The sequence below is a fragment of the Pseudomonas sp. P1.8 genome (assembly GCF_001269805.1).
Lineage (GTDB): Bacteria > Pseudomonadota > Gammaproteobacteria > Pseudomonadales > Pseudomonadaceae > Aquipseudomonas.
Genome location: NZ_LHVM01000020.1, coordinates 152,416 through 165,296 on the forward strand (window position 1 = coordinate 152,416; position 12,881 = coordinate 165,296).

Genomic DNA, 12,881 nt, shown 5'->3' on the forward strand with positions numbered 1-12,881 from the left:
GACAAGCCTCAGATGTTGAAGCTTTCGCCGCAGCCACATTCACCGCGTACGTTGGGGTTGTTGAACTTGAAGCCTTCGTTCAACCCTTCCTTGACGAAATCGAGCTCGGTGCCGTCCAGGTAGGCCAGGCTCTTCGGGTCGATGATCACTTTTTCGCCGTGACTCTCGAACACCTGGTCCTCTGCAACCACCTCGTCGACAAACTCCAGCACGTAGGCAAGGCCGGAACAGCCTGTGGTGCGAACACCCAGACGAATCCCTTCACCTTTGCCGCGCCCGTCGAGGGAGCGCCGCACGTGTCGAGCAGCCGCTTCTGTCATGCTGATAGCCATCGGTGACTCCTTACTCGTCGCCAAAACTCGAAAATCAGATCAAGCCTTTCTTCTGCTTGTAATCGCGAACAGCCGCCTTGATGGCGTCTTCAGCGAGTACCGAGCAGTGAATTTTCACTGGCGGCAAGGCCAGTTCTTCAGCCAGCTGAGTGTTCTTGATGGTTTCAGCTTCGTCCAGGGTCTTGCCCTTCATCCACTCGGTGGCGAGGGAGCTGGAAGCGATAGCCGAACCGCAGCCGTAGGTCTTGAACTTGGCATCTTCGATGATGCCGGCGTCGTTGACCTTGATCTGCAGGCGCATCACGTCGCCGCACGCCGGAGCGCCGACCATGCCGGTGCCGACATCAGGATCTTCCGCGTCCATCTTGCCGACGTTACGCGGGTTTTCGTAGTGGTCGATGACCTTTTCGCTGTAAGCCATGATTCTCAATCCTCACTCATCAGGGCCGCTCTTGAGACCCTGTAGTTGCGCTGCGTGTATCGCCGCGCTGCTACAGGACCTGTATCCGGCGGCTTCTATTATTTAGTGTGCCGCCCACTCGATCTTCGAGATATCGACGCCGTCTTTGTACATGTCCCACAGCGGCGACAGAGCGCGCAGCTTGGTAACGGCCTCGCAGACTTTCTGCGCGGCGTAATCGATTTCTTCTTCGGTGGTGAAACGACCAAAGGTGAAGCGGATCGAGCTGTGTGCCAGTTCGTCGTTGCGGCCCAGGGCGCGCAGTACGTACGAAGGCTCCAGGGACGCCGAGGTGCAGGCCGAACCGGACGAAACCGCCAGATCCTTGAGCGCCATGATCAGCGACTCGCCTTCAACGTAGTTGAAGCTCAGGTTCAGGTTGTGCGGAACGCGGGCGGTCAGGCTGCCGTTGACGTACAGCTCTTCCAGGTGCTCGACCTGCTTGTAGAAACGGTCGCTCAACGCCTTGATGCGTACGTTCTCGGCAGCCATGTCTTCCTTGGCGACACGGAACGCTTCGCCCATGCCGACGATCTGGTGAGTAGCCAGAGTGCCGGAACGCATGCCGCGCTCGTGACCGCCGCCGTGCATGGTCGCTTCGATACGTACGCGCGGCTTGCGGCTGACGTACAGGGCGCCGATGCCTTTAGGACCATAGGTCTTGTGGGCAGAGAAGGACATCATGTCGACTTTCAACTTCGAAAGGTCGATCTCGACCTTGCCGGTGGACTGAGCGGCGTCGACGTGGAACAGGATGCCCTTGGAACGCAGCAGCTCGCCGATCGCAGCGATGTCGTTGACGGTGCCGATTTCGTTGTTCACGTGCATGACCGAAACCAGGATGGTGTCGTCGCGCAGTTCGGCTTCGATCATCTCCGGGGTCACCAGGCCATCGGTACGCGGCTCGATGTAGGTCACTTCGAAGCCTTCACGTTCCAGCTGGCGCATGGTGTCGAGGACAGCCTTGTGCTCAATCTTGGTGGTGATCAGGTGCTTGCCTTTGGTGGCATAGAAATGTGCCGCACCCTTGATTGCCAGGTTGTCGGATTCGGTGGCACCGGAGGTCCAGACGATTTCACGCGGGTCGGCGTTGACCAGGTCAGCGACCTGACGACGGGCGTTTTCAACGGACTCTTCAGCTTTCCAGCCGAACACGTGGGAACGGGACGCCGGGTTACCGAAGTTTCCGTCGACCAGCAGGCATTCACTCATCTTTTGCGCGACACGCGGATCAACCGGGGTAGTCGCAGAGTAATCAAGGTAAATCGGCAATTTCATGGACTATCTCCTAAATCAGGCTGGCTGGCGTGCCGCTAGCTCTCTGGCTGTCATTCGACGGCGGACGCTTCAATCTTGTCCAGGCGTGGCGCCTTGCTGTTGCAACGGCGTTGGTCCTGACGCTGGGCTACTTCTTGCACCTCACGGCGAGTCACAAGGTCAGCCAAGCTGATACCGCTCAGAAATTCGTGGATCTGCAGGCTCAGGTCGCACCACAAGTGGTGAGTCAGGCAAGTGTCACCGGAGTGGCAATCGCCCTGCCCCTGGCATTTGGTTGCATCGACCGATTCGTTCACTGCATCGATCACCTGGGCGACCTGGATACCTTGCATGTCGCGTGACAGCTGGTAGCCGCCGCCTGGACCACGGACGCTGGACACCAGATTACTGCGGCGCAATTTGGCGAAAAGCTGCTCGAGGTAGGACAGGGAAATGCCTTGGCGCTCGGAGATATCGGCCAGGGACACGGGCCCGTGCTGCGCGTGCAACGCCAGGTCGAGCATGGCGGTCACGGCGTATCGGCCTTTTGTAGTCAGTCGCATGGACAATTACCACGGAGTTCGGAATGGGGCGAGTATGCAATTCCCGAGTATTTAAGTCAACTATAAGACCTAGTACTTTAGTCAGGATTACCCGCAAAAGAGCGGGCGCATCATAGCAAAGGCTGACTATGGACGGCCAGCAATTCCCTGTAGGAGCGAGCATGCTCGCGATGGTCATCAACGATAACGCTGGGCGCCTGACACCCCGCAGTGCTCCCAGGTCCATCGCGAGCATGCTTGCTCCTACAGTGAGGGGCACGCTCGCAAAACGTCAGCTGGCCTGACTCTGATCCTTGTCCTTCACACAGGCGAAGTCTTCTTCGCGCAGCTCAGGCAGATCTTTCGCACAATAACTGCTACCCAGATCCTTCAACGCCCCACACATCCCCTCCAGACGACCATCGACCGCCTGCAAGTGATCGAGCAATTGATTGATGGCGCGAGCCACCGGATCAGGCATGTCCTCAGTCACGCCGTAGGCATCGAAGCCGATCTTCTCAGCCATGGCCTTGCGCTTGGCGTCCTGCTCTTCGTCGGGCTTGACGATGATCCGGCCCGGAATCCCCACCACCGTGGCACCCGGCGGCACCTCCTTGGTCACGACAGCATTGGAACCGACCTTAGCCCCAGCACCGACGGTGAATGGACCGAGCACCTTCGCGCCCGCCCCGACCACGACGCCATCACCCAGGGTCGGGTGACGCTTGCCTTTGTTCCAGCTGGTGCCGCCCAGGGTCACGCCCTGATAAATAGTGACGTCATCGCCAATCTCGGCGGTTTCACCGATAACGATACCCATACCATGGTCAATGAAGAAACGACGACCGACCTTGGCCCCCGGATGGATCTCGATCCCGGTCAACCAGCGACCGAAGTTCGACACCAGCCGCGCCAGCCATTTCAGGTCGGCGCGCCACAGCATTGCCGACAAACGGTGAATCCAGATGGCGTGCATGCCGGGGTAGCAGGTCAGTACTTCAAAAGCGTTACGCGCCGCCGGGTCTCGGTGGAATACGCTCTGGATATCTTCACGCAAACGCTCGAACATCATTAATCCTTCCGCTTAAGAAGCTCACCACGGGCCGCTTTTTGGGTTTCCGTGAGGATGCCACGCAATATATTCATTTCCGCCCGGCTGACCGAGCTGCGTCCGTACAACCGGCGCAGGCGCGCCATCAAGTGCCGCGGCTTTTCCGGATCGAGGAATTCGATGGCCACCAGGGTCTGCTCCAGGTGCTCATAGAATCGTTCCAGCTCGTCCATGGTCGCCAGCTCAGCGCTTTTGACCGAGGCCACTTCTTCCTTCTCGACCTTGCTCGGCTGGCCTTGGGCCGCGAGCCAGGACATGCGCACTTCATAACTCAACACCTGCACCGCCGCCCCAAGGTTCAGCGAGCTGAACTCAGGGTCTGATGGGATGTGCACGTGATAATGACATCGCTGCAGCTCTTCGTTGGTCAGGCCGGAGTCTTCGCGACCGAACACCAGAGCGATTTCCGCGCCCTGCCCGGCTTCCTCGACCACTTTCGTGCCGCATTCGCGGGGATCGAGCAACGGCCAGGGAATGCGGCGGTCGCGGGCACTGGTGCCGAGCACCAGATTGCAGCCGACCAAGGCATCTTCCAAAGTGGCGACGACTTGCGCGTTTTCAAGGATGTCACCGGCACCGGAGGCACGGGCATCAGCCTCGTGATGCGGGAACAGACGAGGCTCGACCAGCACCAGCCGCGACAGGCCCATGTTCTTCATGGCACGCGCAGCCCCGCCGATATTGCCCGGATGGCTGGTATTGACCAGGACGACACGAATGTTTTGCAGCAAGGGAGGCGCTCTCGAACACAATAATCGGGAGCAGAATCTTACAGCGCTCGCTACCGTTAAGCCATGAAAGCGAACGTCGTCCTTCTCCTGTAGAAACTTTCTGATAGAATGCTCGGCTTTCTTTAACAACCTTAGGTGACACATCCATGCAGCCCATGCTGAATATCGCGCTGCGCGCCGCCCGCAGCGCCAGTGAATTGATCTTCCGCTCCATCGAGCGCCTGGATACCATCAAGGTCGACGAAAAAGACGCCAAGGATTACGTATCCGAGGTGGATCGCGCCGCCGAACAGAAAATCATCGACGCCCTGCGCAAGGCTTACCCGAATCACTCGATCCGTGGTGAAGAGACCGGCCTGCACGCCGGCACCGGCATCGAAGGCGAAGAGTACCTGTGGATCATCGACCCGCTGGACGGCACCACCAACTTCCTGCGCGGCATCCCTCACTTCGCTGTCAGCATCGCCTGCAAATACCGCGGTCGTCTTGAGCACGCCGTTGTTCTGGACCCGGTTCGCCAGGAAGAATTCACCGCCAGCCGTGGTCGCGGCGCTCAACTGAACGGTCGTCGCCTGCGCGTCAGCGGTCGCACCAGCCTCGACGGCGCTCTGCTGGGTACAGGCTTCCCGTTCCGTGACGACCAGATGGACAACCTCGACAACTACCTGGGCATGTTCCGCGCCCTGGTTGGCCAGACCGCCGGCATCCGCCGCGCAGGTTCGGCGAGCCTGGACCTGGCTTACGTGGCTGCCGGCCGTTTCGACGCCTTCTGGGAGTCGGGCCTGTCCGAGTGGGACATGGCAGCAGGTGCCCTGCTGATTCAAGAAGCCGGCGGCCTGGTGAGCGACTTCACCGGTGGTCACGATTTCCTTGAAAAAGGCCACATCGTTGCCGGTAACACCAAGTGCTTCAAGGCAGTATTGACGGCCATCCAGCCGCACCTGCCGGCCTCGCTGAAGCGCTAAGCTTCGCGACAGAATAAAGCACCCTTCGGGGTGCTTTTTTATGCCTGGAATTTATTGACTGTTACTACGCTATCGCCAGCAAGCCGGCTCCTACGGAGATGGGTGTTGTTGCATAAATAGCGGGCACAAAAAATTACCCTTGTAGGAGCCGGCTTGCTGGCGATAGCGATCTGAGATTCAGCATTTATCTCGACTATTACACCGCCATCGCCGGCAAGCCGGCTCCTACAGGGTTTGGTGGTAAGCCATAAATTTTGGGCACAAAAAAGCACCCCGCAGGGTGCTTCTTTTTACGCTGAGCTACTTACTGAGCCGGCTCGTTCTGAGACAGGATCAACTTGCCTTCCTTGTCCACAGGAATCTGGTTCCCCGGATCACGATCCATCCGCACCTTGCCTTCCTTGCCATCCAGCGAATACCGCACGTCGTAACCCACTACCTTGTCACTGATGTCATTCACCGTATTACAACGGGTCTGAGTCGTGGTGTAGGTGTCACGCTCTTGCATGCCTTCCTGAACCTTGTTGCCGGCGTAACCACCACCGACCGCGCCCGCAACCGTGGCGATTTTCTTGCCGTTGCCGCCGCCAATCTGATTACCCAGCAGACCACCTGCCAGCGCACCGACCACCGTACCGGCGATCTGATGTTGATCTTTCACCGGCGCTTGCCGGGTGACAGTTACATCCTTGCACACTTCACGTGGAGTCTTGATTTGTGTCTTGACCGGCTCAACGGCGAGTACTTGTGCGTACTCTGGGCCGCTTTTAACCAGGCTGTAGGTGGCCACAGCACCCCCGGCAGTTACACCGACAGCACCCAGTACCGCACCAACCAGCATCGACTTGTTCACATGAACCTCCTGACCATCACATGCGGAACGTGTCCGCGCTTCTCCCAGCCTTGGAGCACAAAAAAAGGCGCGAGTTCAACTCGCGCCTTTTTGGATGACACCGTTTCAGGAAAAATCCTTCAAGGACGGTCGTCAACTTCCTTCTCGGTATTGGCCGGAGGAATCAGGTCTTCCGTGCTCAGATTCAGCCAGATCAGCACCACGTTCGCGATATAGATCGACGAGTAAGTACCCGCCAGAACACCGATGAACAGGGCAATGGAGAAACCGAACAGGTTGTCACCACCGAAGAACAGCAGAGCGGCAATCGCCAGCAAGGTGGAGATCGACGTCGCCATGGTCCGCAGCAGGGTTTGCGTGGTCGAGATGTTGATGTTCTCGATCAGGTTGGCCTTGCGCAGCACCCGGAAGTTCTCACGAACCCGGTCGAATACCACAATGGTGTCGTTGAGCGAGTAACCGATGATCGCCAGTACCGCCGCCAGCACCGTCAGATCGAAGGTGATCTGGAAGAACGACAGGATACCGATGGTCACGATCACGTCGTGGATCAGGGACACGATCGCACCGACCGCAAACTTCCACTGAAAGCGGAACGCCAGGTAGATCAGGATGCCGCCCAGCGCCATCAGCATGCCGAGGCCGCCCTGGTCGCGCAGCTCTTCACCCACCTGCGGGCCGACGAACTCGACACGCTTGACCGTTGCAGGGTTCTCGCCGCCGACCTTCTGCAAGGCCTCGGCCACCTGGTGACCCAGTTGCGGGTCTTCACCTGGCATACGCACCAGCAGGTCAGTGGTTGCACCGAAGTTCTGCACGATGGCTTCGTGATAACCCGATTTCACCAGCTGCTCACGCACCTGGGTGACGTCGGCCGGACGCTCGTAGGTCAGCTCGATGAGCGTACCGCCGGTGAAGTCCAGGCCCCAGTTCATGCCCTTGGTGAAGACGCTGAACAAGGCCAGCACCGTAAGGAACAATGTGACGCCGAACGCAAAGTTGCGAACGCCCATGAAGTTGATTGTACGTAACATGGCAGCCCCTTAAATCCACAACTTCTTGAAGTCACGACCGCCGAAGATCAGGTTGACCATCGCGCGGGTCACCATGATGGCCGTGAACATCGAGGTAAAGATCCCGAGGGACATGGTCACTGCGAAGCCTTTGACGGGGCCGGTGCCCATGGCAAAGAGGATCCCGCCGACCAACAGCGTGGTCAGGTTGGCGTCGAGAATCGCGGTGAATGCCCGGCCGAAGCCTTCGTTGATTGCACGCTGCACGGTCATGCCGGCGGCGATCTCTTCACGGATCCGCGAGAAGATCAGCACGTTGGCGTCGACCGCCATACCCATGGTCAATACGATACCGGCGATACCCGGCAAGGTCAGCGTTGCACCCAGCAGCGACATCAGGGCCAGCAGCAGCACCATGTTCACCGCCAGAGCGACGGTGGCGATGATGCCGAAGAAGCGGTAGATGGCGATGATGAAGAGCGAGACAAACAGCATGCCCCAAAGCGAAGCATCGATACCCTTGGTGATGTTGTCGGCACCCAGGCTTGGACCAATGGTGCGCTCTTCAGCGAAGTACATCGGTGCGGCCAGACCACCGGCACGCAGCAGCAGCGCCAGTTCGGACGATTCGCCCTGGCCGTTCAGGCCGGTGATGCGGAACTGAGCACCCAGCGGCGACTGAATGGTCGCCAGGCTGATGATCTTCTTCTCTTCCTTGAAGGTCTGCACCGCCACGTCTTTCTCGACGCCGTTGACCACTTGCTTGGTGTAAGTGGTGACCGGACGCTGCTCGATGAAGATCACCGCCATGCTGCGACCGACGTTGGAACGGGTCGCACGGTTCATCAGCTCGCCGCCGTGACCATCCAGACGGATGTTCACTTCCGGGGTGCCGTGCTCGCCGAAGCCAGCCTTGGCGTCAGTCACCTGGTCACCGGTGATGATCAGGCCGCGCTCGATCAATGCAGGAGGACGCTTGCCCTCACGGAACTCGAAGGATTCGGAAGTGGCCTTGGAAGCACCCGGCTCAGCAGCCAGACGGAACTCCAGGTTGGCCGTCTTGCCGAGGATACGCTTGGCTTCTGCGGTGTCCTGCACACCCGGCAGCTCAACCACGATGCGGTTGGCGCCCTGACGCTGAACGATCGGCTCGGCAACACCCAGCTCGTTGACGCGGTTACGTACCGTGGTCAAGTTCTGCTTGATGGAGTATTCACGGATTTCCGCCAGCTTGGCCGGGGTCATCGCCAGACGCAGCACCGGTTGACCATTGAGGTCGGCCGGAACAATGTCGAAATCGTTGAAGTTCTTGCGGATGATCGAACGGGCCTGTTCGCGGGTTGCTTCATCAGAGAAGCCCAACTGAATGGCACCGTCGAGTTGCGGCAGGCTGCGATAGCGCAGTTTCTCTTTACGCAACAGGCTCTTCACATCGCCTTCGTAGACTTTCAGGCGGGCGTCGAGGGCTTTGTCCATGTCCACTTCCAGCAGGAAGTGCACACCACCGGACAAGTCCAGGCCCAGCTTCATCGGGTGCGCGCCAAGGCTGCGCAGCCACTGCGGGGTGGTTTGTGCCAGGTTCAGCGCGACGACGTAGTCATCACCCAATGCCTTGCGCACGACGTCTTTGGCCGGCAGCTGGTCTTCAGCCTTGGTCAGGCGAATCAGCCCGCCCTTGCCGCCCGCAGCCAGCGTGGCCGCCTTGACGTTGATCCCGGATTCCTTGAGCGCAGCGCTCACGCGATCCAGATCAGCCTGATTGACTTGCAGCGCAGTGCTTGCACCGCTGACCTGAATGGCCGGGTCATCAGGGTAAAGATTGGGAGCGGAATAAATCAGACCGACCGCCAGCACCGCCAGGATCAGAATGTATTTCCACAGAGGATATTTGTTCAGCATCACGCCGCCCGTTTATGACGCGGGGCGCCTTGCGCGCCCCGTCGATTGAATATGAAGTTGAAACTTAGATCGCTTTGAGCGTGCCTTTTGGCAGCGTGGCAGCGATGGCGCCTTTCTGGAATTTCATTTCGACGGTGTCGGAAACTTCCAGAACAACGAAATCGTCTGCAACTTTAGTGATCTTGCCAGCGATGCCGCCGGTGGTCACAACTTCGTCGCCTTTTTGCAGGCTGCCCAGCAGGTTCTTCTGCTCTTTGGCGCGCTTGGCCTGTGGACGCCAGATCATCAGGTAGAAGATGACCAGGAAGCCGACCAGGAAAATCCACTCGAAACCGCCGCCCATTGGGCCGGCAGCAGCAGGTGCAGCGGCGTCAGCCATGGCGTTAGAGATAAAAAAGCTCATTTAGCACTCCAGTTGCAAATGTTGAATCTTGGGGTCAGAAAACTCAGTCCAAAGGCGGAACAGGTAACCCGCGTTTGGCGTAGAAGGCATCGACAAAGGCGGCCAATGTACCCTGTTGAATAGCCTCGCGCAAACCAGCCATAAGCACTTGATAATGACGCAAGTTATGGATGGTATTGAGCATGCTCCCCAGCATTTCGCCGCACTTGTCCAGGTGATGCAGATAAGCGCGGGAGAAGTTCTGGCAGGTATAGCAATCGCAGGTCGGATCGAGCGGCGAATCATCATGGCGATGGAACGCGTTTCGGATCTTCAGCACGCCGGTATCGATGAACAGATGCCCATTGCGGGCATTACGGGTTGGCATCACGCAATCGAACATGTCCACACCGCGGCGCACACCCTCAACCAAGTCTTCCGGTTTGCCAACGCCCATAAGGTAACGAGGTTTGTCAGCCGGCATCATCCCCGGCAGATAATCCAGCACCTTGATCATCTCGTGCTTGGGCTCGCCTACCGACAGACCACCGATGGCCAGGCCGTCGAAGCCGATCTTGTCGAGACCTTCCAGGGAGCGCATGCGCAGGTCCTGGTGCATGCCGCCCTGCACGATGCCGAACAGCGCCGCCGTGTTCTCGCCATGGGCTTCTTTCGAACGCTTGGCCCAACGCAGGGACAACTCCATGGAAATACGGGCGACGTCTTCGTCAGCCGGGTACGGCGTGCATTCGTCGAAAATCATCACGATGTCGGAGCCCAGGTCACGCTGGACCTGCATCGACTCTTCCGGCCCCATGAACACCTTGGCACCGTCGACGGGGGAAGCGAAGGTCACGCCCTCCTCCTTGATCTTGCGCATGGCGCCCAGACTGAACACCTGAAAACCGCCGGAGTCGGTCAGGATCGGGCCTTTCCACTGCATGAAATCGTGCAGGTCGCCGTGCTTCTTGATCACTTCCGTGCCCGGGCGAAGCCACAGGTGGAAGGTGTTGCCCAGAATGATTTCAGCGCCAGTCGCCTCGATATCCCGTGGCAGCATGCCCTTGACCGTGCCGTAGGTGCCCACCGGCATGAAAGCCGGGGTCTCGACGGTACCGCGCGGGAAGGTCAAACGACCGCGACGAGCCTTGCCATCAGTGGCCAGCAGCTCGAAAGACATACGACAGGTGCGACTCATACTGTTTCCTCTGGGCCCGATTCTTTAGGGGCAGTCGGCGCAGGATTACGTGTGATGAACATCGCATCACCGTAGCTGAAAAAGCGGTAACCGTTGTCCACGGCAGCCTTGTAGGCGGCCATGGTTTCGGGATAACCGGCGAACGCCGAAACCAGCATCAACAGCGTGGATTCGGGCAAATGGAAGTTGGTGACCAGGGCATCGACCACATGAAACGGCCGGCCCGGGAAAATGAAAATGTCGGTGTCGCCACTGAACGGCTTGAGCACGCCATCGCGGGCGGCGCTTTCCAGGGAACGCACGCTGGTGGTTCCCACAGCCACCACACGACCACCGCGAGCGCGGCAGGCAGCCACGGCGTCGACCACGTCCTGGCCGACTTCCAGCCATTCGCTGTGCATGTGGTGGTCTTCAAGCTTCTCGACCCGCACCGGCTGGAAGGTCCCAGCGCCGACGTGCAAGGTCACGAACGCAGTCTCGACGCCCTTGGCGGCAATCGCCTCCATCAGCACCTGATCGAAATGCAGCCCCGCCGTCGGCGCCGCCACCGCGCCCAAACGCCGGGCGTAGACGGTCTGGTAACGCTCGCGGTCGGCGCCTTCATCCGGGCGGTCTATATAAGGAGGCAGCGGCATGTGCCCGACGCGGTCGAGCAGCGGCAACACCTCTTCAGCAAACCCCAGCTCGAACAACGCATCGTGCCGCGCCAGCATCTCAGCCTCGCCACCGCCGTCGATGAGGATCTTCGACCCCGGCTTGGGCGACTTGCTGGACCGCACATGGGCCAGCACGCGATGACTGTCGAGCACCCGCTCCACCAGGATTTCCAGCTTGCCGCCGGAAGCCTTCTGGCCAAACAGCCGCGCCGGAATCACCCGGGTATTGTTGAACACCATCAAATCGCCAGGGCGCAAATGCTCCAGCAAATCAGTGAATTGACGGTGTGCCAGGGCGCCGCTGACCCCATCAAGGGTCAACAGGCGACTATTGCGACGCTCAGCCAAAGGGTGGCGAGCGATCAGCGAATCAGGGAGCTCGAAAGTAAAGTCAGCAACGCGCATGATGGGGTTCGTCTAGCAGGGCCGGGAAGTCTAGCGGAAATATCAAAAATTCTCCATGTACCTGATTGACCGACGGTTATCTCATCTCTATACTCCGCGGCCATTGCCCTGATGGCGGAATTGGTAGACGCGGCGGATTCAAAATCCGTTTTCGAAAGGAGTGGGAGTTCGAGTCTCCCTCGGGGCACCAAAATTAAGAAAGGTCTTGCTTAGCAAGGCCTTTTTTTTCGCCTGCGATAAAGCCCCTGACACCCCACACACCCTGTGGGAGCCAGCCTGCTGGCGATGCTTTTGCCCTTGTCCTTAAACACCACCCGCACCGCCGGAACATTTCACAAGGATTCCCCCCATGGAATTGCACCTGGAAACCGTCGCCCTCTTCTCCCTCAAACTGGCTTATGAGTCGGAAGGTTCAAGCCCGATTTTGCGGGATGATCTGATCATGAGTGATTACCAGCGGGATGTGTTTGAGTTGCTGGTGCGGCGGGGGGATGTAGAGGGGATTCAGGTGAAGGTGGATGAGTGTGTGGGGTTGGCGTTGGAGGCTGTTGGGGGTGTGGATAAGCCGTTGGGGCGGGAGTTGGGGAGGTTGGCGGGGGAATTTGCTGGGACTCGGGCGATGGAGGAGCTTGATGCGCCGCTCGTTGCGCTTAAGGACTATCTGAAAGACATTCAATGAATGAAGCTAGATGGCCTAATAAAGCGGGAACGTCCGATAGCGGACTGACACTGGCCCTCACGCCTTTTCCAATAATTAATCTTTTCCCACCACCCCTTTTCCCACGACAGCTATCGGCCAGAACCAGACATTCGTCGAATGACCGCTCTCAACCTAATGCGTATTGCGAGAATCACCGCGAAAGTCATTGGGCGAGCTCTGAAAATCAGCAAGTTTCGCTTGGGGAAATTCGAGGCTCCTGACAACTCAAATCGCCAATAACCAATAACCAACGTCATGCCACTTGCCGAGCTTGTAGCCAACCTCGGGGAATGTGCCAATCTGATTGAAGCCTAGACATCATGCCGTTGCTCAGCGCTTTCCTTGCGTTTGGAATAGCAATCCACAAGAAACTCCTG

General features: G+C 58.7%; 14 protein-coding genes, 1 tRNA gene and 1 pseudogene. 3 read left to right on the top strand and 13 right to left on the bottom strand.

Annotation, left to right across the window (positions count from 1 at the left end):
• Positions 1-8: 8 nt before the first annotated feature.
• The 6 genes from iscA to trmJ all read right to left on the bottom strand — a co-directional run bounded on the left by iscA (position 9) and on the right by trmJ (position 4,433).
• A complete protein-coding gene (iscA, locus tag AD668_RS22465) occupies positions 9-332 on the bottom strand; it encodes an iron-sulfur cluster assembly protein IscA (RefSeq protein ID WP_003227904.1) in 324 nt (107 codons plus the stop codon).
• Between the two features lie 34 nt (positions 333-366).
• Positions 367-753, bottom strand: a complete 387-nt coding sequence (gene iscU / locus AD668_RS22470) for a Fe-S cluster assembly scaffold IscU (RefSeq protein ID WP_007974006.1) — start codon at positions 751-753, stop codon at positions 367-369.
• Positions 754-855: 102 nt separating this feature from the next.
• A complete protein-coding gene (locus AD668_RS22475; protein WP_053162334.1) occupies positions 856-2,070 on the bottom strand; it encodes an IscS subfamily cysteine desulfurase in 1,215 nt (404 codons plus the stop codon).
• A gap of 50 nt (positions 2,071-2,120) precedes the next feature.
• A complete protein-coding gene (gene iscR / locus AD668_RS22480; RefSeq protein WP_003227911.1) occupies positions 2,121-2,612 on the bottom strand; it encodes a Fe-S cluster assembly transcriptional regulator IscR in 492 nt (163 codons plus the stop codon).
• 271 nt (positions 2,613-2,883) lie between these two features.
• A complete protein-coding gene (cysE, locus tag AD668_RS22485; RefSeq protein WP_053162336.1) occupies positions 2,884-3,660 on the bottom strand; it encodes a serine O-acetyltransferase in 777 nt (258 codons plus the stop codon).
• Positions 3,661-3,662: 2 nt separating this feature from the next.
• Positions 3,663-4,433: a tRNA (cytosine(32)/uridine(32)-2'-O)-methyltransferase TrmJ gene (gene trmJ, locus AD668_RS22490; protein ID WP_008025492.1), complete on the bottom strand. Its 771-nt coding sequence runs from the start codon at positions 4,431-4,433 to the stop codon at positions 3,663-3,665.
• A 146-nt stretch (positions 4,434-4,579) separates the two neighbouring features.
• On the opposite strand from trmJ, the gene suhB reads away from it, so the two are divergent.
• Positions 4,580-5,398 carry an inositol-phosphate phosphatase gene (gene suhB / locus AD668_RS22495; protein ID WP_016984379.1) on the top strand — a complete coding sequence of 273 codons (819 nt, stop codon included), beginning with the start codon at positions 4,580-4,582 and terminating at the stop codon, positions 5,396-5,398.
• Between the two features lie 304 nt (positions 5,399-5,702).
• Here the strand turns inward: suhB and AD668_RS22500 are convergent, their stop codons facing one another.
• The 6 genes from AD668_RS22500 to queA all read right to left on the bottom strand — a co-directional run bounded on the left by AD668_RS22500 (position 5,703) and on the right by queA (position 11,804).
• Positions 5,703-6,251, bottom strand: a complete 549-nt coding sequence (locus AD668_RS22500) for a glycine zipper 2TM domain-containing protein (protein ID WP_053162339.1) — start codon at positions 6,249-6,251, stop codon at positions 5,703-5,705.
• Between the two features lie 119 nt (positions 6,252-6,370).
• Positions 6,371-7,285, bottom strand: a complete 915-nt coding sequence (gene secF / locus AD668_RS22505) for a protein translocase subunit SecF (protein ID WP_053162341.1) — start codon at positions 7,283-7,285, stop codon at positions 6,371-6,373.
• 9 nt (positions 7,286-7,294) lie between these two features.
• On the bottom strand, positions 7,295-9,163 hold the full coding sequence (secD, locus tag AD668_RS22510; protein ID WP_053162343.1) for a protein translocase subunit SecD: 1,869 nt from the start codon (positions 9,161-9,163) through the stop codon (positions 7,295-7,297).
• Positions 9,164-9,227: 64 nt separating this feature from the next.
• Complete coding sequence (gene yajC, locus AD668_RS22515; protein ID WP_003185175.1) at positions 9,228-9,566, bottom strand: preprotein translocase subunit YajC; 339 nt, start codon at positions 9,564-9,566, stop codon at positions 9,228-9,230.
• A gap of 43 nt (positions 9,567-9,609) precedes the next feature.
• Positions 9,610-10,725, bottom strand: a complete 1,116-nt coding sequence (gene tgt, locus AD668_RS22520; protein ID WP_162488928.1) for a tRNA guanosine(34) transglycosylase Tgt — start codon at positions 10,723-10,725, stop codon at positions 9,610-9,612.
• 14 nt (positions 10,726-10,739) lie between these two features.
• Positions 10,740-11,804 (bottom strand): tRNA preQ1(34) S-adenosylmethionine ribosyltransferase-isomerase QueA, encoded by a 1,065-nt coding sequence (gene queA, locus AD668_RS22525; RefSeq protein ID WP_053162346.1) that lies wholly within the window; start codon positions 11,802-11,804, stop codon positions 10,740-10,742.
• Between the two features lie 105 nt (positions 11,805-11,909).
• Here queA and AD668_RS22530 point away from each other — a divergent pair.
• Positions 11,910-11,994 (top strand) — tRNA-Leu (locus AD668_RS22530).
• Between the two features lie 159 nt (positions 11,995-12,153).
• Positions 12,154-12,483, top strand: coding sequence for a hypothetical protein (locus AD668_RS22535; protein ID WP_053162348.1), 330 nt, complete (start codon positions 12,154-12,156; stop codon positions 12,481-12,483).
• Between the two features lie 246 nt (positions 12,484-12,729).
• Here AD668_RS22535 and AD668_RS30080 read toward each other — a convergent pair.
• Positions 12,730-12,819, bottom strand: a pseudogene (locus AD668_RS30080) (N-acetyltransferase); the annotation flags it as partial.
• Positions 12,820-12,881: the final 62 nt, after the last annotated feature.

Bases quoted from the DNA above. Each gene is read 5' to 3' on its own strand.
- tgt (WP_162488928.1), bottom strand. From the start codon at position 10,725: ATGTCTTTCGAGCTGCTGGCCACTGATGGCAAGGCTCGTCGCGGTCGT.
- suhB (WP_016984379.1), top strand. From the start codon at position 4,580: ATGCAGCCCATGCTGAATATCGCGCTGCGCGCCGCCCGCAGCGCCAGT.
- cysE (WP_053162336.1), bottom strand. From the start codon at position 3,660: ATGTTCGAGCGTTTGCGTGAAGATATCCAGAGCGTATTCCACCGAGAC.
- iscU (WP_007974006.1), bottom strand. From the start codon at position 753: ATGGCTTACAGCGAAAAGGTCATCGACCACTACGAAAACCCGCGTAAC.
- secD (WP_053162343.1), bottom strand. From the start codon at position 9,163: ATGCTGAACAAATATCCTCTGTGGAAATACATTCTGATCCTGGCGGTG.
- yajC (WP_003185175.1), bottom strand. From the start codon at position 9,566: ATGAGCTTTTTTATCTCTAACGCCATGGCTGACGCCGCTGCACCTGCT.
- AD668_RS22475 (WP_053162334.1), bottom strand. From the start codon at position 2,070: ATGAAATTGCCGATTTACCTTGATTACTCTGCGACTACCCCGGTTGAT.
- AD668_RS22535 (WP_053162348.1), top strand. From the start codon at position 12,154: ATGGAATTGCACCTGGAAACCGTCGCCCTCTTCTCCCTCAAACTGGCT.
- queA (WP_053162346.1), bottom strand. From the start codon at position 11,804: ATGCGCGTTGCTGACTTTACTTTCGAGCTCCCTGATTCGCTGATCGCT.
- iscA (WP_003227904.1), bottom strand. From the start codon at position 332: ATGGCTATCAGCATGACAGAAGCGGCTGCTCGACACGTGCGGCGCTCC.
- iscR (WP_003227911.1), bottom strand. From the start codon at position 2,612: ATGCGACTGACTACAAAAGGCCGATACGCCGTGACCGCCATGCTCGAC.
- secF (WP_053162341.1), bottom strand. From the start codon at position 7,285: ATGTTACGTACAATCAACTTCATGGGCGTTCGCAACTTTGCGTTCGGC.